The organism is Pseudomonas sp. PA27(2017), assembly GCF_001945445.1.
In the GTDB taxonomy this organism is placed as follows: domain Bacteria; phylum Pseudomonadota; class Gammaproteobacteria; order Pseudomonadales; family Pseudomonadaceae; genus Aquipseudomonas.
In genome coordinates, this window is the sequence record NZ_MSXW01000061.1 from 89,624 (window position 1) to 109,660 (window position 20,037).

At 62.3% G+C, this 20,037-nt stretch carries 27 protein-coding genes; 10 read left to right on the forward strand and 17 right to left on the reverse strand.

Annotated features, from left to right (window positions below):
* Nucleotides 1–595: 595 nt before the first annotated feature.
* The gene (locus tag BVH06_RS21920) at nucleotides 596–1,594 is read right to left on the reverse strand and encodes an alpha/beta hydrolase (protein WP_256575240.1); all 999 of its coding nucleotides are present in this window, start codon (nucleotides 1,592–1,594) and stop codon (nucleotides 596–598) included.
* A gap of 757 nt (nucleotides 1,595–2,351) precedes the next feature.
* Here BVH06_RS21920 and BVH06_RS21925 point away from each other — a divergent pair.
* Entirely contained in the window at nucleotides 2,352–3,347 is a 996-nt protein-coding gene (locus BVH06_RS21925; protein ID WP_075935467.1) for a site-specific integrase, read from the forward strand.
* On the opposite strand, the gene BVH06_RS21930 is transcribed toward BVH06_RS21925, so the two are convergent.
* The 4 genes from BVH06_RS21930 to BVH06_RS21945 are packed head-to-tail and all read right to left on the reverse strand — an operon-like array spanning nucleotide 3,348 to nucleotide 6,239.
* Nucleotides 3,348–3,662: a hypothetical protein gene (locus BVH06_RS21930; protein ID WP_075931323.1), complete on the reverse strand. Its 315-nt coding sequence runs from the start codon at nucleotides 3,660–3,662 to the stop codon at nucleotides 3,348–3,350.
* Nucleotides 3,662–3,967: a hypothetical protein gene (locus BVH06_RS21935; protein ID WP_075935468.1), complete on the reverse strand. Its 306-nt coding sequence runs from the start codon at nucleotides 3,965–3,967 to the stop codon at nucleotides 3,662–3,664. Before BVH06_RS21935 ends, BVH06_RS21930 begins: the two co-directional genes overlap by 1 nt.
* Entirely contained in the window at nucleotides 3,964–4,521 is a 558-nt protein-coding gene (locus BVH06_RS21940) for a phage protein NinX family protein (RefSeq protein WP_075935469.1), read from the reverse strand. The genes BVH06_RS21935 and BVH06_RS21940 overlap by 4 nt, the downstream gene beginning before the upstream one ends.
* Complete coding sequence (locus BVH06_RS21945) at nucleotides 4,518–6,239, reverse strand: DNA cytosine methyltransferase (protein WP_075935470.1); 1,722 nt, start codon at nucleotides 6,237–6,239, stop codon at nucleotides 4,518–4,520. Before BVH06_RS21945 ends, BVH06_RS21940 begins: the two co-directional genes overlap by 4 nt.
* A 71-nt stretch (nucleotides 6,240–6,310) precedes the next feature.
* On the opposite strand from BVH06_RS21945, the gene BVH06_RS21950 reads away from it, so the two are divergent.
* Complete coding sequence (locus BVH06_RS21950; protein WP_075935471.1) at nucleotides 6,311–6,928, forward strand: hypothetical protein; 618 nt, start codon at nucleotides 6,311–6,313, stop codon at nucleotides 6,926–6,928.
* Between the two features lie 8 nt (nucleotides 6,929–6,936).
* On the opposite strand, the gene BVH06_RS21955 is transcribed toward BVH06_RS21950, so the two are convergent.
* The 12 genes from BVH06_RS21955 to BVH06_RS22010 form a co-directional block, all read right to left on the reverse strand.
* Entirely contained in the window at nucleotides 6,937–7,512 is a 576-nt protein-coding gene (locus tag BVH06_RS21955; protein ID WP_075935472.1) for a phosphohydrolase, read from the reverse strand.
* Entirely contained in the window at nucleotides 7,509–8,681 is a 1,173-nt protein-coding gene (locus BVH06_RS21960; RefSeq protein WP_256575241.1) for a phosphohydrolase, read from the reverse strand. The genes BVH06_RS21955 and BVH06_RS21960 overlap by 4 nt, the downstream gene beginning before the upstream one ends.
* Entirely contained in the window at nucleotides 8,678–9,403 is a 726-nt protein-coding gene (locus tag BVH06_RS25575) for a hypothetical protein (protein WP_139315705.1), read from the reverse strand. Before BVH06_RS25575 ends, BVH06_RS21960 begins: the two co-directional genes overlap by 4 nt.
* Before the next feature lie 62 nt (nucleotides 9,404–9,465).
* Entirely contained in the window at nucleotides 9,466–10,296 is an 831-nt protein-coding gene (locus BVH06_RS21970) for a YfdQ family protein (protein ID WP_075935473.1), read from the reverse strand.
* Nucleotides 10,297–10,337: 41 nt separating this feature from the next.
* Nucleotides 10,338–10,682 (reverse strand): hypothetical protein, encoded by a 345-nt coding sequence (locus BVH06_RS21975; RefSeq protein ID WP_075935474.1) that lies wholly within the window; start codon nucleotides 10,680–10,682, stop codon nucleotides 10,338–10,340.
* A gap of 37 nt (nucleotides 10,683–10,719) precedes the next feature.
* On the reverse strand, nucleotides 10,720–10,989 hold the full coding sequence (locus BVH06_RS21980) for a pyocin activator PrtN family protein (RefSeq protein ID WP_075935475.1): 270 nt from the start codon (nucleotides 10,987–10,989) through the stop codon (nucleotides 10,720–10,722).
* The gene (locus tag BVH06_RS21985; protein WP_075935476.1) at nucleotides 10,986–11,342 is read right to left on the reverse strand and encodes a hypothetical protein; all 357 of its coding nucleotides are present in this window, start codon (nucleotides 11,340–11,342) and stop codon (nucleotides 10,986–10,988) included. The genes BVH06_RS21980 and BVH06_RS21985 overlap by 4 nt, the downstream gene beginning before the upstream one ends.
* The gene (locus BVH06_RS21990; RefSeq protein WP_075935477.1) at nucleotides 11,339–11,629 is read right to left on the reverse strand and encodes a hypothetical protein; all 291 of its coding nucleotides are present in this window, start codon (nucleotides 11,627–11,629) and stop codon (nucleotides 11,339–11,341) included. The genes BVH06_RS21985 and BVH06_RS21990 overlap by 4 nt, the downstream gene beginning before the upstream one ends.
* A gap of 10 nt (nucleotides 11,630–11,639) precedes the next feature.
* Nucleotides 11,640–12,176: a hypothetical protein gene (locus BVH06_RS21995; protein ID WP_075935478.1), complete on the reverse strand. Its 537-nt coding sequence runs from the start codon at nucleotides 12,174–12,176 to the stop codon at nucleotides 11,640–11,642.
* The gene (locus BVH06_RS22000; protein ID WP_075935479.1) at nucleotides 12,173–12,529 is read right to left on the reverse strand and encodes a hypothetical protein; all 357 of its coding nucleotides are present in this window, start codon (nucleotides 12,527–12,529) and stop codon (nucleotides 12,173–12,175) included. The genes BVH06_RS21995 and BVH06_RS22000 overlap by 4 nt, the downstream gene beginning before the upstream one ends.
* Nucleotides 12,526–12,723 (reverse strand): hypothetical protein, encoded by a 198-nt coding sequence (locus BVH06_RS22005; RefSeq protein ID WP_075935480.1) that lies wholly within the window; start codon nucleotides 12,721–12,723, stop codon nucleotides 12,526–12,528. Before BVH06_RS22005 ends, BVH06_RS22000 begins: the two co-directional genes overlap by 4 nt.
* Before the next feature lie 91 nt (nucleotides 12,724–12,814).
* On the reverse strand, nucleotides 12,815–13,639 hold the full coding sequence (locus BVH06_RS22010) for an XRE family transcriptional regulator (protein WP_256575242.1): 825 nt from the start codon (nucleotides 13,637–13,639) through the stop codon (nucleotides 12,815–12,817).
* A 554-nt stretch (nucleotides 13,640–14,193) separates the two neighbouring features.
* Between BVH06_RS22010 and BVH06_RS22020 the strand changes: the two genes are divergently transcribed.
* The 8 genes from BVH06_RS22020 to BVH06_RS22055 all read left to right on the forward strand — a co-directional run bounded on the left by BVH06_RS22020 (nucleotide 14,194) and on the right by BVH06_RS22055 (nucleotide 19,955).
* Entirely contained in the window at nucleotides 14,194–14,679 is a 486-nt protein-coding gene (locus BVH06_RS22020; RefSeq protein WP_075935483.1) for a phage regulatory CII family protein, read from the forward strand.
* Entirely contained in the window at nucleotides 14,672–14,887 is a 216-nt protein-coding gene (locus BVH06_RS22025) for a TraR/DksA C4-type zinc finger protein (RefSeq protein WP_075935484.1), read from the forward strand. Before BVH06_RS22020 ends, BVH06_RS22025 begins: the two co-directional genes overlap by 8 nt.
* Entirely contained in the window at nucleotides 14,880–15,065 is a 186-nt protein-coding gene (locus tag BVH06_RS22030; protein WP_075935485.1) for a hypothetical protein, read from the forward strand. The genes BVH06_RS22025 and BVH06_RS22030 overlap by 8 nt, the downstream gene beginning before the upstream one ends.
* Nucleotides 15,065–15,298: a hypothetical protein gene (locus BVH06_RS22035; protein ID WP_075935486.1), complete on the forward strand. Its 234-nt coding sequence runs from the start codon at nucleotides 15,065–15,067 to the stop codon at nucleotides 15,296–15,298. The genes BVH06_RS22030 and BVH06_RS22035 overlap by 1 nt, the downstream gene beginning before the upstream one ends.
* On the forward strand, nucleotides 15,295–18,066 hold the full coding sequence (locus BVH06_RS22040; RefSeq protein WP_075935487.1) for a bifunctional DNA primase/polymerase: 2,772 nt from the start codon (nucleotides 15,295–15,297) through the stop codon (nucleotides 18,064–18,066). The genes BVH06_RS22035 and BVH06_RS22040 overlap by 4 nt, the downstream gene beginning before the upstream one ends.
* Before the next feature lie 348 nt (nucleotides 18,067–18,414).
* The gene (locus tag BVH06_RS22045) at nucleotides 18,415–18,990 is read left to right on the forward strand and encodes a hypothetical protein (RefSeq protein WP_075935488.1); all 576 of its coding nucleotides are present in this window, start codon (nucleotides 18,415–18,417) and stop codon (nucleotides 18,988–18,990) included.
* 283 nt (nucleotides 18,991–19,273) lie between these two features.
* Nucleotides 19,274–19,633, forward strand: coding sequence for a putative holin (locus BVH06_RS22050; protein WP_075935489.1), 360 nt, complete (start codon nucleotides 19,274–19,276; stop codon nucleotides 19,631–19,633).
* Entirely contained in the window at nucleotides 19,626–19,955 is a 330-nt protein-coding gene (locus BVH06_RS22055; protein WP_075935490.1) for a phage holin family protein, read from the forward strand. The genes BVH06_RS22050 and BVH06_RS22055 overlap by 8 nt, the downstream gene beginning before the upstream one ends.
* The last annotated feature ends 82 nt before the right edge of the window (nucleotides 19,956–20,037 follow it).

Consider the following 20,037-nt stretch of genomic DNA (forward strand, 5'->3'; position numbering starts at 1 on the left):
TGTTACGGTTATACCATCGGTGCGGCACAGGGCAGATCATGGTTGTTGCGTGGTACTGCTTACGCCATTCGCTTGGGCCAAGGGAGGCTGTGCCTGGGTATCCACCAAGCGTGGACTCCAGTCTTTGCGGGCTGCATGGGCTCGGCGGCGAACCGGTGTTTCACTGCGCGGGCGCCAGTGAGTGGGGCTGACGGTTCAGGGGCTCGCCATGAGCGTGCACGAATTGCTCAGCTGCCCGGGGCAGGTATGCCTCGTCCCAGGCGTTTCGTGGCCAGGTGCTTCATGGCGTCAGCGGGCATTTCCCCTGTTCATGGCGTTGATATCGGTCGGATCCGATCCGGCGACACAAACGCGAGTGGCTGCATCGGCTCCGTGCCAGGTTCCGCCGGTATCTTGTATCAGGCCCTGAATTATTGAGCCGCTAAAGGGCGCCTCTAAAAACTATCCGTGTGTCAGCGCGGCGTTAAAAACAGGCTCAAAATGCTCATTTACAGTACGTAAACTCCGCTCTTTCGCCTGTTTTTGCCTTGCGCTGGCTGCCTCACCAACGTTTTAAGAGAGGCCCTGAAGTCGTGCACGACAGGTTGGGCTTTGATTATTCGCGGTCCTGATTACATGGGGCGCATACCTTCTGCAAGAATCGATCAAGTTCCTCGCTGAGTTCTTCGTCTTCAGGCGCTGAACCGAAGCCTCCATGCGGCATTGCCTCGAAAACATGCAATTCTGCGGCAACGCCCGCTTGCCGAAGACGGCGGTGCATCCGCACGGCATTGGATAAAAACAGATCACGGGTACCCGATTGCAGAAATGTAGATGGCCATCCATCGAGGTCGGCAAATAGTGGTGACAGATAGGGGTGCGCGAGATCTGCCCCATTGGCATAAAGAAGGTTGCACGCCATCAGTGAGCTTGGTAAGCGCACATCCACGAGCCGATTGACCTCAAAGCTATCGCCTGACTCGGTAAGATCGACCTCTGGTGACAAAAGCACTAAGCCCGCAGGCAGGGGGATTTCCATGTCGCGAGCCTTGGCAACGAGCGCGGCAGCGAGATTGCCGCCAGCGGATTGGCCGCCGACGACAACCTGACTGTGTTGTTGCAGGACGTGTTGGTACGTCGCCACGCAGTCGTCTAATGCCGCCGGGAAGGGGTGGTCGGGAGGTAGGCGATAGTCGACGGAATAGCAGCGGATGTTATGGCGTTCGGCGATTATGCGTCCTGCCTCGCGGCATGCACTACCGCCACCGCTGATCAATGCGCCGCCATGCAGATGGATGTAGGCCGATTTCGAGCAATGGTTCGCGGCAGGCGTGGCGATATGAACTTGCGCATGTCCGATCTGCACGGTCTCGACCGTTGCACTGGATGCGGTCGCACGCGCCTCTAGCATTGCGTCATATTGGGCCCCAATCACTCGTTGAAGCGCCCGCCATGCATCATGATCTGACAGTGCGGGCAATGTATGGCCTGCGTTGTAGGGCATGCCCTCGGGGCTGACGAGTTTGGCCAATACCGCGCGTGCCTCGTCGCTGATTGAGCGAGGAAACGGCATGATGCGCTCCGGCACTTTCAGTCCATCCGGTTGCTTATCCAAGGTTTATCCCCTGCTTGTACTGGTTGGCCCTGAGGTGTGGAAAACGCCAGTTTCCGCTGTCATGGCGCTGCTACTTGCGGGTGGCCATCGTGTATCTGGTGTTCAGATGCAATCGCTGCGCTCGCGTCGACGCTCGCCCGAACAAGGCAGTCCCTAGCATCACCGCGGTGCAATCTCTGGGCAGGTCGTTCGCCCGCGGCTTGCCCGTAACGCTGCGCAGTGCCGGCTGCAAAGCCGTCCAGGGTGGTATGGACGAGCAATCATAAGCAGGCCGCCGAGCAGTAGCCAGCTTCAGAAAGCAATTGGCTGTCGATATGGCACTGTGCAGTCTTCGTTCTTCGAAATGAGCTGTCGTTGCCGTCAGGTTCATGGGGGCTGTGATTGAGTGCCGTAAGCTGGAGGCGTCTACGGGCGGGGCTTCAGGCTCAAGTCGACAGTGAGCGCATTGGTCGGTGGGGCTGCTCGAGGCTCGCGTGCGTAGCCTGGAATCGGGTTCCGCCGGGGGCGCCTATTCGAGTGTCGCACCAGTTTTACGCCGACCATAAAAAAGGCCTTGGAGATCAAGGCCTTTTTTGATTGTTTGGTGCCCCGGGGGAGACTCTCCCCAAAGCGGGCAGCATTGTGCACATAACGGCAGTTGCGTGCAAGTGGCGGATTACCTGATTGTTACGGTTATACGGTCGGTACAGGAGAGGGCAGCAAATGGCTGTTGCGTGGTACTGTTTACGCCATTTTTACGCCAAGGGAGGCGGTAGGCGTGGCGTCATTCAGGAAGCGCAGTGGCGGCTGGCGGGCCGAGATTGCCAAGCGCGGTATCAGGGAGTCGCAGACCTTTTCAACTAAGGCTCAGGCACAGGCCTGGGCTACACAGCGCGAAGCTGAGATTCTGGCCGGCGTGCCGGGCCATGTTACGGGCGTGGACTCGACTCTGTCAGATGCGCTCATGCGGTACAAGCGCGAGGTGTCGCCGAGCAAGGCGGGCCAACGCTGGGAAGAGATCCGCCTAGACAAGCTGAACAACGAGCTGCCGTTCGTGGGCCTGCGAATCGGCGAAGTGACGGTCGACCAGATTGCAGAATGGCGTGATGCCCGGTTGAAGTCGTTGAAGGCGCCGAGCGTGCGGCGCGAGATGACGCTGCTGTCATCTGTTTTCGAGATCGCCAAGCGCGAATGGCGCTGGTGCTCGGCCAACCCTGTGCGGGAAGTAAAGCGCCCAGGTAACGGGCGGCCTCGCGATCGGCGAGTGCTGGCTGATGAGGAGCACCGGCTGCTGACCCGGTTCGGCTATATAGAAGGTCAGGTGCCGGTGACGCTGCTGCAGGAATTGGCCTACGCCTTCCTGATCGCGCTGGAAACAGCCATGCGCCAGGGCGAAATACTGTCGCTCACCAAGAAGAACACGAACCTGGCGCGGCGGTATGTTCGGCTGGATCTGACGAAGAACGGCGACAGCCGCGACGTACCGCTGAGCAAACGGGCGGTCGAGCTGCTGGCGGTGCTGGTGGATGCTGCTGAGGGAGATGAGCTGTTCAAGCTCAGCAGTGGCACAGCTGATGCGATGTTCCGGCGTATTCGGGATGAGCTGGGGATTGTCGATCTGCGGTTTCACGATACCCGGCATGAGGCGACCACCAGGTTGGCGAGAAAGCTCGATGTGCTCGACCTGGCCAGGATGACTGGCCACCGTGATCCGCGATCGCTGATGGTGTACTACAACGCCACGGCCACCGAAGTGGCCGGCCGGCTGGATTGATCAGGCAGCCTTGCGGCGCTGCCTGGGGGTAGGGAGCTTGCTGCGGTTCTGCCTGGCCCAGGTGATGACTTCGGCGGCGAACCAGCGCTTTGCCGCTCGAGCGCCGGTCAGGCAGGGCTGCAGCGGACTGGGGAAGTCTGGCCTGGTGACCACGCGGCGCTCAGTTGTGTCAGCCGCCAGCTTCAAGTAGCTGGCAATATCCTCGGCAGTCCAGAGTTCATCAGCCTGATTGACACGCGGGCCGCTTAGCTGGTCTACCAGTTGCTTGAGAGCAGCTAGCAGCTCGGAGGGTTGTGGATCTGGTTGAGGGCCCATTACCGCTTACCTCCCTTTTTACGATTCTTGCGGGTGCCGCCGTGCGCGGTGGCTCGCCAGCTGACGAATGTGGCTAGGTTGCCGGCCTCGTTACCGAGGTCGTCGATAGTCTGATCCATGATCACGTACAGCTCATCGAGGTTGGCTTTCTGGATGATCTTGGTGCTTTCGATCAGCACGCGGCCGTCAGGCGTCTTGATGCAGTACTCGACCTGCCAGCGCATGGGTTTGCGCGGGATGGTGCCTGTGTGGCTCGCGCCGCGGCCCTGTGGCATTTCGGTGCTGTGGAAGATGGTGCAGGTCATGCAGGACCGCCTTCTGGCATCGCCAGTACCGTGCCCACGGGGTAGTAGTCGTGCGGGCCCATGCCGGGGTGAGCCTCCGCGTTGAGGTCGCGAATTTCTGGCCAGCGTTTCTCGTCCTTCAGCTCGCGCATCGCAATGCCCATCACGGACTCGCCCGGGTTGGTTGTGTATGTCCGAAGCGGGAGTAGCTGGGCAGGAATCAGTGCGACAGGGCCGATCTTCATGCTCACGATTGTGCGCATGGCTGCCGTGAGCATGTCGTTAGCTGTGTGCCCGCAGCGAATCCCAGCCTCAAGGTAGCTCGCTCCATTGCATTGGAAGTCCAGGTGCAGGCGCACCCGCCGGCCGTGTTTTACCAGCAGCGGCCAGGCTTGCGCTGCGTCCTTCTCTGGCCACCAGCGCGTGGCGCGACCGTTGATGTTGGCGAACACGCCCGGGCCGCTGCCGTATTGCCCGGGCTTGATATAGAGGTTGAGCCCTTCGGCGGTGCCCACCGCCCAGGCGAGGGCGGGGCCGCTGAGGGTGGAGGTTTGCAGTTCGACGAGCTGGGTCATGCCGCCACCTCGCTCTGCTGCTGGTCCACCAGGTTAGCGCGCACCAGGGCGGCGGCTACTGGTGGGCAGACGCTGTTGCCGCACATGCGTACCTGGGCGTCCTTCGGCAGCTTGGGATTGGTGAGGGTGCGGTTGTGGATGTAGTCGGCTGGAAAGCCCTGGGCGGCGTAGAGCTCGTGGGGCTCTAGCATGCGCATGCCGATATCGACGATCTCGTACGGCTCGCCCTTGATCATCACCAAGCCGAGGTGATCCTTGGTGGTGATGGTGTGCAGGGGCTCGCTCAGGGTCTGGCCGGTGCCGTTCTCGTAGTACTTGATGAGGAAGGCCCGCACTTCGCCGAGGTGATTACCCGAGGCGGTAACGGTGTGCAACGGTTCGGTCACTGGCTGGCCGTCGCGGCTGGTGCCTCGCAGCTTGACCATGTGGCTGGTGACCAGGGCGTTATGGTCGCGGGTCGTCACTGTGGGGGCCGGATCGGTCATCGCAGAGCCCGGGCCTTTGTAGTTGCCGCCGTAGTGCTTGGCCAGGAACGCTGCGACCAAGCCGATCGGCGCTGCGCCGCCCGGCTTTTTGATGTAGCTGTTGGCGGTCACGGTGGGCAGTGGTGTTTCCACCGATGTGCCGCGGTCGTTTGAGCGGAATTTGGTGATCACTGGGGCGATGAGCGCCTGCTGCGAGCCCTGGGCGGTGACGGTCCAAAGAGGCTTCTCGACGCTGGCTACGCGGGGCTGCTGCCCAGCACGCTCGCCGTTACGGGTGTTGGCAATGAAAGGTGCCAGGGTCGGCACCAAAAGCCCGGTGCCGCGCTTGCTGGTGATGGTCTGCAGCGGCTCGCCCAGTGGCTGGCCGCGGAAGTAGTCATAACCGTGGTTGACCTTCACCAGGTAGGGCTCGGCATTGTCGATGACGTAGCGCTGTATCCCGCGGGCGATACGGCGCAGTGTGTTCTCAGCCAGCGGCCGGCGAACGCCCAGGGCCTTGCCTTCCTCGGGCGTGAGGAAGATAGACGGGCAGGGGAGCGACCAGTCGATGATGTCCGCCGCCAGGCGCTGGGGTGCGGCCTGTTTGGCCTTGACCTCGATGCTGGTTGCGGCCAGGTGAGTCGGCTCAGGCCATACGATCGGCATACCGTCGCAGCGCGCAATCAGAAAAAGGCGTTTGCGGATGGTGGCGGCGCCGAACTGGTTCGCGCGCAGCTCGCGCCATTCCACCTGGTAGCCGTGGCGGCGCAGGGCATTCACGAAGCTCTTGAAGGTGCGGCCTTTGTTCTTCGGGCAGGGGCGACCCTCGGCGAGCGGCCCCCAAGTGACGAACTCCTCGACGTTCTCCAGCATGATCACGCGGGGGCGCACGGTGGCGGCGTAGCGGATGGCAACCCAGGCGAGGCCGCGAATCTCCTTCTTGACCGGCTTGCCGCCCTTGGCCTTGCTGAAGTGCTTGCAGTCTGGGCTGAACCACGCGAGGTCGACAGGTCGGCCGTTGGTGATTTCGCGAGGGTCCACCTCCCACACACTCTCGCAGTAGTGCTTTGTGTGCGGATGGTTGATCTCGTGCATCGCGATCGCTTCGGGGTCGTGGTTGATGGCGATATCGACCGCGCGCCCGAGTGCCATTTCGATGCCGGTGGACGCACCGCCGCCGCCGGCGAAGTTGTCGATGACCAGGCCGCCGAAGTTGAAGCTGGGTTGTGGGTGAATGCGGTAGGTGCGGTTCATGCTGCACCTCGCTGGACATAGTGGCGAGGTGCCGGCAAGCTCCATCGAAACATGGATGCTTGGATGATGGCATGAGCGGCGATTTTGCAAAAAAGGCGAGCAAGGGATGGCAGTTTTTCCAAAGAGCTTGGTTCTTGCCAGTTGCGGTGATAGCTCTTTTCCTTTTGGTCTGGGCGCTTATTTACGCTCCGTGGGACAGTCCTGCCGCCCCGGCCTGGGTGCAGGCAATTGGCTCGGTAGCCGCTATTTTGAGTGCGGTAGGCATCAGCTATTGGCAATACCACCAAACTAGCCGGACAAATGAAGATGCAGCGCGTGAATATATGCGCCGGGCTCATTTGGATAGCGCTTACGCGAACGGATTTATCGAAGCGTTGAGCATGGTTATGGTTGACGGGAAGATTCCTCGTAACCGGCTCGATCGAATGATCCGTCTTGTAAAGGCTGTTTACGAGGATATGAGGGTGTATAGCCATATCCAAATGCCTGACCAGCGTTTTGCGGCTAACTGGCAGACTTACTTGAGATCGCTTCGTCATTTCATTGAGGAAATTGAGCGTGATTACGCTGACGAAACTGGACGCACTCAGGTAGATGCCGCGCGTCATCTGGAAATTTTTCAGAGTTCGTCGCAGATGCTCAATGAGGCTTATGACAGATTCATGGTTGGAACAGCGCGAGATAATTGACATTACTTTCATGCCTGAGCCCTCGCACGGTGGTTGGTGCTGAGAAGGCTCATCAGCCGCTGGAAGTAGCGGTCGCGGGCTTCCTCTGCACTCCATGGTTTGATGCGCCACGCGGGCAGCTCGATGCCCTGGATGCAGTCCCAAGCGTCGGGGTGGGCGGGCATTAGGTCGCGGCGTTCGACGGCGAGCATGTACATGTCGGCCTCTTTCACCTGGTCGGGTAGCTCGGGCTCAAGGTCGAAGCGTTCGCAAATGGCGAGCCAGATGCGCTGCTCGACCTGGCCGTAGACGTCATCGACGGCCATGTCCTGGGCGTAGCCGCGCATGGCCAGCTTGAGTGGGCGCGTCATGTCGCCGATGTAGGCTTCGGTGGCGTCGTGGAGCAGGGCGTGCAGTTGGTGCTCGGGCTCGACCAGCTCGTGTGTGCGGAAGCAGTGCTCGGCAACCGAGTAGTGCTTGCTGGTGTGGCCGTTGAAGCGGCAGAGCCGGGCCAGGCTGAAGGCGAGGTCGTTCGGGTGGACCATTTCGGCGGTAGGCTCGAGCAGGTCGAAACGAATGCCTCGGTTGGTAAGGATCCACGTCATGGCTGCTGACCCTCCGCGCCACTGTAGGCGGATGTGTCGCGCATGACTTCGATAGCCCTGAGCATTACTGCCTTTTCAGTCTTAGGCATTGGTACCAAGCTCAGGCCTGCTTCTAAATGTGCGAGGCCGAGTGGCGTTGATTCGCCCAGCAGGCCGGCGAGAGCTTCGCGAAGCTGGCGAATTTTTTGTTCGGCTTCGCGCATTGGGTGCTTAGGGCATTGGCGGATGTGCTCGGTGAGTACCTGCTCGCCGGCTGCTGGGGTGTCCTGCGGGTATTCGTGCGCGCAGTAGACGCAGGTGAGAACCCGTCCGGTGGCGCCTGTCACCAGGTCGTGGTCGAAGGGCACAGTGAAGCCGGCCGCATTGCGGTGGCCGCCGCCGCCGTATTGTTTGGCGATCTCGGATACGTCGAGGCCTTCGGGCAGGCTGCGCAGGGAGAAGACGCGGCCATTCGGGGTGTCGCTGTAGCAGGCGGCGAAGGGTTCGCCTTTGGCCAGGATGTGACCGGCGTCGCTGGCCATGAAGTGCGGGCAGTTCAAGGCTGGGACGTTGTGGCCGCCGATGGTGAGACGCCGGGCGTTCGGCACCAGGTCGGCCACGTTCTTGTCGTGTGCTCTCAAGATCGCATGGCCATCGTCACGAAGCTCCAAGGCAAGCCGCTTCATCAGGCCGTCCCAGAGGTCGAAGTCCTGGGAATAGCTGAACACCGCTGCCATGACTTCTTTGGTGCCGGGCAGAGCGAAGCGCCAAAGGTCGCGATCTTCAATGTGGTTGATCAAGTGCGGGCGTGGCTCGTCCGGGATGAGGTAGTCCCAGGTCAAGCCGGCGCCGCTGCGCTCCATGTCGAATACCTTGCCGACGCGCTGCTCTGTCGTGCGCCATTCAGCGAACGTGGGGGGCGCCGGCTGCAGGCGTGCCAGTGCTTCGGCTGCCGTCTTGTGGTGGTCGATGATGAGGATCGAGCGGGCTTGGTGACCGAGCAGCACCAGCAGTTCGTAGGGGTAGGAGAAGTCGACGATGATCACGTCGCGACCTTCTACGTCTGGTGCCGGCTGGCCGTAGTGGCCAGCAACGAAGTCGACGTGGTCGGCGCCCAGCGCCTTACGCACGGCCCAGGCGGCGCCGAAGCCATCGGCGCAGTTTGCGTGGTAGATGCACAGGGTTTTCATGCGGCGGCCTCCTGCTTGGCGACGTGCTGCATGGCTGTCTCGTAGCTCATGAGCATACGGTGGCCAGGGCTCTCGTCGAATTCGTGGTTGGTCAGGTACAGGGTGTGCTGTTTGTCCAGCGCGTCGCCGGGCTGCCAGTTGTCGACGATCTTGCTGAGCCCCAGCGCTTTGGCGATGCGGGCCGCGTTGTAGGTTTTGCCGCAGGCCTGCGGCCCCTGGACGATCACGCTGCGCCCGTTATTGGCTGCTGCAGTTGGTGCGGCCTCCAGTTGCTGCTGGCGTGATACCAATGCCTGCAGCTGCTCGCGGGTGGCGTTGGTGTCGCGTTCGCGTTGGATGTTGCCCAGGTGCTTATGGACTTCGGCAGCCTTCTCCAGCTGCTTGATCGCGCGGCGGACCCACAGCAGTTCGTGGTCGCTAAGGCAGCGCTGGGCGAACAGCTTGACCCGGGCGTCTGCGTCTTGGCTGATCGATTCGAGGGCGTGCTGGTGGTCGTGAACCAGTTTCAGGCGCTGGCCCTTGAGGCTGGTGATTTCCAGTGCCTGGGCGGTGATGCTGTGCCGCAATTCGTCGATCCGCGGCTGGCGGGCTTGGCTGCCCGCGCTGTAGCCCTGGGCGCGGATGCGTGCTTTGGTGGTGCGGCTGATCACCAGGTGAAGGGCGATGCCGATAGCCAGGCCGGTGATAAGGCCGATGGCGAGTAGTTGAATGGTCGGGTGCATGTGCTGTGCCTCGAAGGTTGTAGAGGGCCGGCGTGGTAGGCGCCGGCCGGTTGCTGCGGTGGTTACTTGCCGAGCTGGAAGGTGCCGATGGTCAGTGGCACGTACTCGCCGATCTTCTGGTCGAGCACTTCCTTGAATTCCTGAGCGAATTCTTCGCGCTGGGCTTCTTCGCCCACCCAGCGCAGCTTGAGTACCGGGGCGTTGTCGCCGGTGATGACGGACAGGCGCAGGGTGATGAGCGCGGGCGCCAGGCCCTCGTAGGGCACGGTGGTGAAGTGGAAGCTGGTCGGCAGGATTTCCTGGCTCTTGGCTTCGATTTCATCCATGGCGCTGCGGCTGGCGGAGAGGTCGCCCACCGAGCTGTCGCGCTGGCTGGTGGCCTTGATGGTCATGCGGCGGATGCCGTTGATGGCGGCAGCGATGTCGAGCTTGTCTTGGTTTGCATTCGCTTCGATGTTGCGTGCCCAGTCTTCCAGCCACTCGGCCAGCGTCTGCTGGCTCAGCTTCTGGCCCACGATGGCCTCTACGGCCTTGAAGGCTGCAGTAGGCTTGAGCGTGAGGGTGGCGGTGTCATCGCCGTGGCCTGGATTGTCGGGATTGCCCAGGTTGAACATTACCTTGGCGCTCATCCTTTCCTGATCAATGAAGCCGGCCGGGGCGGAATTGGCGTCATCCACCAGGTGATCGGTGACGTACCCGGAATAGTCCGTGATGGAGTGGGTCTCGAGGCCACCGCGGAAGCGGTAGCGGCTGGCTTCGTACGGCTCGAGGTTTAGCGTGCGAGCTGCCTCGGGGAGAACGGCCAGTTGTGTGCCGCCGCCGAGCACGATGCGGATCTGAGCAGCCAGCAGGGCCTGGGCTTCGATGTGCTGCAGGGTTTCTTTGTTGAGCATGGAGCGGGTTCCTTCTTGGTAAGTGGGGGGTGTGCGGTGAATCAGTCGCGTGCCACGACCGGGGCGTCTTCACGCTTGAAGAGCTGGTCGGTGGGGTTGGTCTGGAACAGCTGCAGGCCATCCGGCGTGACGAACAGCGGTGTGTCTAGGGCGAGGTCTTCGCCTTTCTTGCCGCGCTTGGTGGGCTGCACGAATGCCAGCTTGTGGTTCACGCTCACCTGGTTGCTTTGGGCGATCTGCTTGAGGCTGAAGGTGAGGGTGACCGAGCCGGCCTTGCCGGTGTCGATGACGCCTGCGGCCACGTCGCTCAGGGCGCGGCCTACCTGCTCGGCGAAGACGCCGGCATTCAGTGAGCCGATGAAGTCGGCGGTATCGGTTGCTTTCATGTGCTGTGCCTCTTGGTGGTGACCTTGGTGGGGCCGGTTATGCCGCTTGTTTGGCGGCGTGTTCTTGCTGGCGGTCGAGCCATTTGGCGAGGGTGGGCAGGTAGATGACCCAGGGTGACCGCTTGGAATTGGGGTCCAGCTTCCAGAGCTGGAGCTGTTGCAGGCCGCCGGCGGCGATCTTGCGGCGCAGGTAGGCGACGCTTTTGATGTGCGGCAGGTGGTCGGCCAGCAGCTGCTCGGCGGTGATGTAGTTGGCCGAGTAGCGTTGGCGCAGTTGCTCGAGCGTGGTTTGCGGGACCTCCGTCATGGCTTGGCCTGCGGCTCGAAGCGCGTGGCGACCAGCTGGACCAGGCCCTCGATGGACTTGGCGCGCTGGCGATACACCGGCTCGCCGGCGGCGTTGACGACCAGGGCGAGGTAGGGCGACTGGGTTTGCGGCTCCAGCGAGACGTAGGGCAGGTGGCCGAGCGGCGTTACGCGCACCAGCTCGGCGTACAGCCGGCCGAGCTCTTCGCGGTGCGGGTAGGCTGCGTTGAGGCGCTCGATGGCCTCGGCACTGGTGGCCGCCAGAGTCTTGCCGCTGAGGGCGGTGGGGTGCTCGACGTGCACGCTAGCCAGCTTGAGGGCGCCGATGGCGTGGCTGATTGCACTGTTGCTCATGCTTGGCTCCCTGCCTGTTGCGGCTGCTTGGTGGTGACGGTGATACCCAGTTGCTTGGCGAGCCAAGTCACGCCGGCTTCGGTGGCCATCACCACGCCGTAATGGCTGTAGGTGTTGAAGCGCTTGTTCCAGCGGCTGCGTGGGTCGACGAACAGGCGGCCCTCGGTGCGTGGGCCGATCACCAGTTCACCGGCGGTGTTGAGGATGCGCAGCTCGCGCAGGCGGCTGCGCAACTCGCGGTCGCGCAGGCCCAGCACCTGGGCGGTAGCTTTCAGGTCGCGGTTCATGGCAGTTACCTCAGGCGGCGAGCTGCTGAATGTGCTCGGCGAGCGAGAGGTACACGTCTTGCGAGCTGCCCATTGCCAGGTGCGTGTTGGTGCCTTGGGCGGCAACGGCTACGAACCGCGATCCATCTGGACTGGCGTGTACGTTGACGATGGTCCCGGTGGTGAGCGTGGTGCTGCCGCCTTGGCGACACACCGTGCGAAGGGTGCGTTCGTCGTCGGTGCCCAGGGTTGCCGTGGGGTTATGGGCAGGCTCGCTTTCAGGGCGTGGAATGCCGGTGTCGAGCCGGCCGTTGGCCAGGTCTTCGATGAACAGCTTGGCTTGATTGAAGAAGCCGGCCTCGAGCGGGTCGAGCGTCAGTTCGCCGGTGATGTCCGCCAGGGTGGCGCGCAGGCGGATGCGGTGCTCGCTGCACTCCGCGTCGATGTGCACGCGGATTGCCTGGCTGCTGTCGCCCGGGCGGGCCAGCTTGAGGATGACGCTGCCGCCGTGGATCAGTGCGGCGCGCAGGAGATCGTTCGATGCGAGGGTGAGGATGAGGTAGATCATTGCACCACCTCCGACTGGGTCGCTTCCTGTGCGAGGGTGTCGCGGCCGAGTTGCTGCAGGTCGAGGTAAGGCTCGAGTTCTGCCAGCAGCCCCTGGAGCGCCGTGTGGGCTCGCTGACTAACCTCTACCGGCAATCTGTCGTCGTATTCGGCGCCAGTGTGCTCGTAGGTGGTATCGAACCGGATGACTGTTTTATGTTCGCCGCTGTAGTCGGTGTCGGCAGCGAAAACGCGTACGTTGATGCGGCGGCAGTGGCCCGATATCTCGGTGAATACGTGCCACTTGCCCTGGCTGTTGATCTGCAGGGCAAGCCATGTGATCTGAAGGATCAGGGTTTGGATGGTGGGGTTCATGCCGCACCTCCCTGGAAGCCACTGAAGTCTTCGAAGGCGGGCAGGGTGTGGCTGCGCAGTTGAGGGCGGCCGCAGACGATCATCACCAGTTGGCCGGTGGCCTGCTGGATGCTGCGAACGATGGTGGGGTTAGAGGCCGCTGCCGGGTGGATCACCACCGGGCAGCGGGTTTTGCTGTGCTGTGCCTGATTCATTGCCGTAAGCCCTTGGTAAGTGGGTACGGCAAAATATGTACTAATGGTTCATGTCAGTCAAGAACCTAAAGTACATATTTCCTATGGCACATCAAAATGCTGAAGGTGGCGCCTTTGCATCTATCACTCTGCCAATGATCTGGACGTTGGAATCAATCCGGATCGGGGGGTACTGGTCATTTAGAGGTTTGAGGTACTCAACGCCTGCGTCCCTAATGTAGGACTTGAAGGTGGTCTCTCCGGTGTCGATCAGTTTGGCGATGTACAGCTTGCCGCTAATGAGTTCGAAGCCTTCTGGCTGCACCAAGATTCGCGTGCCCTCTGAGAAAGAAAAGCCAGACCGTGAGGTCATTGAGTCCCCGCGTACTGTGAGCCAGTAGCCGCACTCACCTGCGTTTGCGCTCGACTCAAGAATATCCTCGCCATCCCCAGGCATGTAGTTGTCGCATGCTTCAGCCCAGTTGCCGGCTGCGATCCAGCTAATTAGTGGGTAGGTCCTAACCTTCTTGTATTCAGGTTGGGCTTCCTCAACGTTGTCGTTGAATTCAACGCTCGGACCGCTGACAGTCGGGCCAGGCTGGGACTGCTGCCCCTGACCATATAAAAGCCATTCAACGCGGATGTTGAGAGCGCTCGCGATAGTAATAGCGAGCTCGCGCCTAGGAATCGCCTCAGCGTTCAACCACTTACTGGCGGCTTTAGGGGTCACCCCTGTTAGGGATGCGAGGCGCGCGCCCATACCCCAGTCCGAAAAACCTGCAGCACGTGCTGCATTTTTCAGGCGGATTGAGAACGCTTCGTTTGATGTCGGGGAATATTGAACCATAGGTTCATCATCGCACGAGCTTGTCTGTACTATCAGTTCCTGTTTAATATGTACTTCAGGTTCATTGTTCGGGCCGATTGGAGGCTCCATGATTACCCTTAAGCAAGCTATTGATGACGCAGGTGGCGCAGCGGTAGCCGCTGCAGTGTGTGAGGTCAGTCCTCGGGCTATCTACAAGTGGCTTGCGGCTAGCTCGCTCCCTCGTACCGAGTACACCGGCGAGACCGATTACGCGATGCGTATTTGCGCAGCGGCTTCAGCGAGGGGAATAACCATCGACCCTCAAGCCCTGAAGAACGCAGCGGCGCCTCGGCGCGTCGCTTGAATCACCCGCCACCACTTACCACCGCATTGCGGGGTGGCGCTGCCGGCACCGTGGCCTTACCAGCGGATCGGGGCCGGCAGTAAGCAGAGCGACAAACCTGACGCTGCGGCGGCAGGTGCAATAGAGGCCGGAACCAGGGTTCCACTTACCAAGGTATTCACCCTGACCCGGCGTTCCGGTAGAGCGGTTACCAGCCGCTCCACCTCAACAACCGAATTACCCGGGGCACAGCACGTACATCGGGGTTTTCGGCTGCTGTGGCCATAGGATAGGGCGCTGCCCGTCCTGTGGCTATGGTAGTTAGCGGGGTTTACTACCAATGAGCACCAACACAGCACTATCGGGCGGGCCAGTGCGCTCGCTCGCGGCGGCGATCGATCTGGATTGCCGCGAGTTCAAAGGCGGCCACACGGCGGTGTGCGCCATCCTCGAGGAGCCTTATGGCCCTTTCCAGAAACGCCTCTCCACTTCCTACCCTGAGCACCACCTGAACACCCTGCAGCTGGCCCGCGTGGTCGAGCTGACGCGCGGCCCGATGGTGCGCGAGTGGTTCGAGCAGGTGTTCGGCGTGGTGACCTACCAGCCCAAGCCGGTGCAGGCCAGCCAGGATGCGCTGAAGCAACTGAGCCGGCTGCTGGAGAAAGAGGGCAAGTTCGTCGGCAGCCTGGTGGGCGGTGCGGCGGACAACCAGTGGAACGCTGACGAGGTGGCTGCCCTCGAGGAGCATGGCTATGCGCTGATCGGCAAGCTGCTGGGCATTATGGCCGGCGCGCGCGAAGCGATGGAGGGCCGCAGCGATGGCTGATGCAATCGACCTCGCGAGCGAACGCGAAGAACACCTGCGGGCTGGGGCGATCCTGGCTCACCGCAAGGCGGTAGCGCCGGCCTACACCATCAGTGCAGAGCATTGTGAGAGCTGCGGTATCGAGATTCCGCCAGCGCGGCGCCTGGCGGTGCCGGGGTGCCAGACGTGTGTGGATTGTCAGAGCCTGCGGGAGGTGCGCCGTGGGTGAATCCAAGATCAAGCCATGCCACTGCTCGTATGAGGGCGCGCTGGCTGGCATCAACCACCAAGGCGTTTACTTGTCGCTGACCTGTCCAGAATGCCGCCGCTCGGTTCAGGCCTTCACCATGGAGGGCCTGATCGAAGCTTGGAACGAGCCTGCAAAGCCTAAGCAGGAGGTGAGCTGATGGGATACCTCAACCCTTTACTGAATCTCCCTGCTGGGAAGGCGTTGCTTAATCTTCCAGAGGCGGATCGGGCTCGCCTCGAGCCGGTATTCCGCCAATTGCGTGAGCAGGCCAATGCTGAGGCTGAGAACGCGTGGCGTCGCCGTAAAGGCCCGATGGCCGCTTATTGGCGTGCTGTCGCCACCTATGCCCGACACATCGCGCATGCCTTGAGGAAAGGGGCTGCCGAATGACCAAGGCTTCAACCACTTCCCCGGCCCCCATCGCTGCCTGGGCGCGACGTTACATCGAGCACTTCAAACTGGCCCTGGTGCCGATCCCCGAGGGCGAAAAAGGCCCAACTGGTAAGGGCTGGAACAAGCCCGGCGGCTATATCACTGACGCGGCGAAGGCCGAGGCGCACTGGACGAAACACCCGAAACAGAACATGGGTGTGTTGCTCGGTGCGAGCGGTGTCTGCTCGCTGGACGTCGACCACGTGGAGTGGACGCGCCAGGTGCTGAGCGACCTGCTGGGGATGAGCCTGGACGATGTGGCCGCCGAACACGCGACCAGCGTGGGTAACCCTGAGCGCTTCCGCATCATGTTCGCCGTGCCGGCCGGCTGCGAGTTCAGCCGGCATTCGCTTGTGTGGCCCAACCCGGAAGACCCGGACGGCTCGAAGCACAAGCTGGCCATCAGGTCGGTGAAGCGCGCGCAGGAGATCGGCGACAAGGACTTGGAAGCGGAGATGCGCGCCAAGGCCAAGGCGCTGGCACCGGTGACGGTGTTCGAGCTGCGTGGCGGCGATGTGCAGGACGTGCTGCCGCCCTCGATCCACCCCGGTACCGGCCAGCCCTACACCTGGCGAACGGCGCCGAGCGGTGAGGCGTTCGGCGAGCTGCCGCGCGACCTGGTGAACATCTGGACCAACTGGGAGGTGTTCAAGCGCATGGCATTGGACGCCTGCCCGTGGGCGCCGAAAGCGCCGGAGCCGGCTGCTAAGAAGGGCGCCGCGGCAAAGCCGGTGCCGGCCGGCACGAGCGGCAAGGGCGAGTCGGTGGTGGATGCCTATAACCGCGCCTACGACGCCGCGGGCCTGCTGCAGGCCGCTGGTTACATGAGGCGTGGCAAGAAGTGGCTCTACCCGGGCAGCTCGACGGGCCTGCCGGGTATCTCGATCAACGATGAAGGCCGGGTGTATTCGCACCACGGGGCGGACCCGTTGGCGAACGGCCACTGGAATGACCCGTTCGATGTGTTCTGCCTACTCGAGCACGATGGCGACCAGAAGGCGGCGGTGAAGGCCGCGGCGAAGCTGCTCGGGGTGGATCACGCGAGCAAGCGCAAGCAGGTGACGAAGCAGAGCGGCCCGAAGGCGGATGCGCCGCCGGCGGACGCAGGGCCCGAGTTGCCGCCGCAGGCTGATGACCTTCCCCCGGCCCCATCTGACGCAGAGGGCGACAGCGAGGCCGGCACCACCAGCACCGGGGGGCCGGGGGGAGGTTTCTCGTTGGCCTGGCTGCTGCGCCGTTATGCGCTGATCGAGGGCACCACGCATGTGTGGGATATCGATGCGGCGAAGAAGATCAAGAAGTCGGGCTTCATCGCGCACATCGGCAAAGAGTCGTTCAAGGAATGGGAGGCGGTCACCGACAAGCGCAAGAAGCGGGTGAGCGAGGAATGGGTGAAGGATAACGAGCGCACCCAAGCGCTGGCCGGCAAGGCGCTGGGCGACTTCTCGATGCCGATGATGACGCGCTATGTGTACATCGACGGGACGAAGGACGCCTGGGACTACGCGAAGAAACGGCGGATCGCCGAGGGCGCGGTGAAGATGGCCCTGGGCGATGCGTACAGCTTGTGGCTGAACAGCCCCGATCGGCGCGTGGTGGACATGAACCACATCGTGTTCGACCCGACGATGACGCATGACCCCGAGGTTTATATCAACACGTTCGAGGGCTTGCCGCTGCAGCCTGAGCGCAACGATGCGGCGTGCGAGAACCTGATCTGGCTGGTGTCGTTCCTGTGCAACCACGCCGAGGACGCCACGCAGTGGCTGTCGCGCTTCCTCGCTTACCCGCTGCAGCACACGGGCGCGAAGCTGGATACGGCGGTGCTGATGCACTCGACGACCGAGGGCTCGGGCAAGAGCCTGTTGTTCTCGGTGGTGATGGGGCGCATCTACGGGCAGTACTCGGCCACGGTGGGCCAGACGCAGCTGGAAGGCTCGTTCAACGCCTGGCAGAGCGGAAAGATGTGGGCGGTGTTCGAGGAGGTTGTGAGCCGCGACCAGAAGTACAACCAGGTGGGGAAGATCAAGCAGCTGATCACCGGGCAGACGGTGCGCATCGAGTCCAAATTCGTGAACGGCTGGGAGGAGGCGTCGCACATGAATGCGGTGTTCCTCTCGAACGAGATCGTGCCTTGGCCGATCAGCGACAGCGACCGGCGGTTCTTGGTGATGTGGCCAGAGGCGAAACTGCCGGAGGAACGACAGAAGGCGATCAAGCACGAGCTGGATAACGGCGGGGTCGAGGCGTTCTACGCCTGGCTGCTGGCCTATGACCTGGGCAACTTCGACAAGCAGACCAAGCCGCCCGTTACGCCGGCCCGTGAGCGCCTGGTGGCGTTGAGCCGGGCGCCGTGGCAGACGTTCATGCACCTGTGGCGGCTTGGCGAGCTGGGCGCGAACCTGTGGGGTGCGTGCTTGAGCAGCGACCTGTATTCGATGTTCCTCGAGTGGTGTCAGCGGGGCAAGGAGCATTCGATGAGCCAGACGAAGTTCTCGCTGTTCATCACGACGATGGACGTGGACAAGACGCGGGCCATCCCCTGGACGGATCGCAACACGCGGCGGTTCGCGGCGTTCTTCTTCCCGAAGGATGAGGAGTCCTTCCTGCCACCATCCACGACTGCGGCCGAGCTGGGCAAGCATGTGGTCGAGTGGCGCGCGCGTGCCCGCAAGGCGGGGTGGCACGTGGACAAGTGGGACCACGTGCAGGAGGCCGCGGCATGACTACGGCCAAAAGTGTGTTGGGTGTGTCGGGTATGTGTTGGGTTGGTTTTGGCAACCCAACACACATTGCGCCCAGTAATTCCGGGCGCTGTGGCGGTGTGTGTTGGGTGTGTTGGGTTTACGCGCCCGCGCGCGTACGTATGCGGAAAAAATCACTTTCCCTTTCAAGGGGTAACCCTTCAAGCGGCTGCGTTTTTTCTCCACGCGAGGCTCTGAAAAACCTTACCAACCCAACACACCCAACACACATTGCTTTAAAGCATTGTTTTGAAAGGGTTTTAGTTGTGTTGGGTGTGTGTTGGGTTGAGCGTTTTTGTGTTGGGTTGGGTTTTGAGCGGGGGATGGGCGATGAATGAGGTGATCGAGGCGCTGTTGGTGGCGTGGGGCAACGAGGTGATCAGCCCGGCCCTGGATGTGAGCATCCGCTCGCCATTGGGCACGATGGGTGAGGAGGGCGGGCGTTCGGTTGGTGGGTCGCGGTGCCTGTCGAGCGTTGAGTGTGAGGTTGTAGTGAGCCGGGCTTCGGCTGCCGTCGGCAGGGGCATCGCGCTACTCGCCAAAAACGAAGTGGATGGCGGCCTGGGGTCGAAGGGAAGGTCGCTGCAGTTTCTGGCGCTGGTGCGATACACGTCGCGGCCGAAGCTGGCGGTAGCCGCGCAGTGCCACACGCTGGGTATCAGCGTGCGAACTTATCGCACGCGGGTTGGCGAGCTGCATCAGGAGCTGGCCAAGGTGCTGCCGGGCGTAGCGGCCGAGCGAGATGTGGCAGAGCGTGGCACCGATGCAGCCGCAGCTGCTCGATCGCGGGCGCGTGCCGTGCGGTTGGCTGGGAAGGATGAGGCCAAGCGCCTGGAACTGTTGAAGGCGACCGGCAGGGCGAATCGGGATGCCTATCGGGTGGGGGTTAAAGTTGGTGGCCTATGACCGTTCGTCGGGGTGGTTTGTCGTGAACCGTGCGCGAACCGTGCGTGAACCCTGCGTGAATCGTTCAAGCGAAAACAGCCCGTTGCGGGCGTTGCATGTCGGGGGGTAAAAGGTGCCCAGGCTTTATTGCGGTGCCCGCGATAAACACCCTGCACGGTGCTGTGCAACTCGACGGTCGCTCCCCCGCGCCGTCACCGCCCCTTCGGGGGCAACCTTTCCGAAGCCCTGCCGACTTGGCGGGGCTTCTTCGTTTCAGGCCCTTGGCCCCTTGGGAGTATTCGTGATGGCCGAGCCAGCAGTCGCAGCGATAGGTGTCGCCGGTGCGCTGGGTGCCGGGCTGTCGGGCTTCTTCGCTGGTGTCGATGGCAACGCGGCTACCGGCGCGCTGTGCGGGGCGCTGGTGTTCGTGATGGCCCGCCCTGACCTGAAGCTGCTCGAGCGAATCGTGTACTTCTTCGTCAGCCTGCTGATGGGCTACCTGTTCAGCCCGGCTCTGTCCGAACTTGAGTTCCAAGGCATCCGGCCATTCGCCTACTCAGGGCCTGCCGCATTTGCGGCGGCGGCTCTGGTGGTGACCGTCACTGTGGTGGCGATCAAGAAGCGCGGGCCACCGCCGTCTGTAACGGGAGACGCTGATGGCTAGTTTGATCATGACCCAGGCCACCTTCTGGTTGTGCGTGGTGCTCTTCGTTCGGTTGTTCACCTTCCAGCGTGGCGCGCTGCGATTTCGCCGCTCGATGTCGTGCCTGGCTTACGTGACTATGGCCAGCTCGGGTGCCGCGGTGATCCACATCCTGCAGGGCGATCTGGTGTTGCCTGGGCATGCGTGGCCGCTGGTGGTGCTGCTCACGATCTTCACCGGGCTGGTCGTTCGGGCGCGCGGCAACCTGGCCGCGGTGCTGCGGCCCAGCGCATCGGGCTGGAACGGTCTCGAACGCCGGCGGCGGGGTGAGCCACGCCCCTGACAGAAAAAGGTACTCCCGGCGGGGGTCGCCTCATGCGGCGACGTAGACCGCGGAAAATTCTCAGATAGACGGACATATAGGG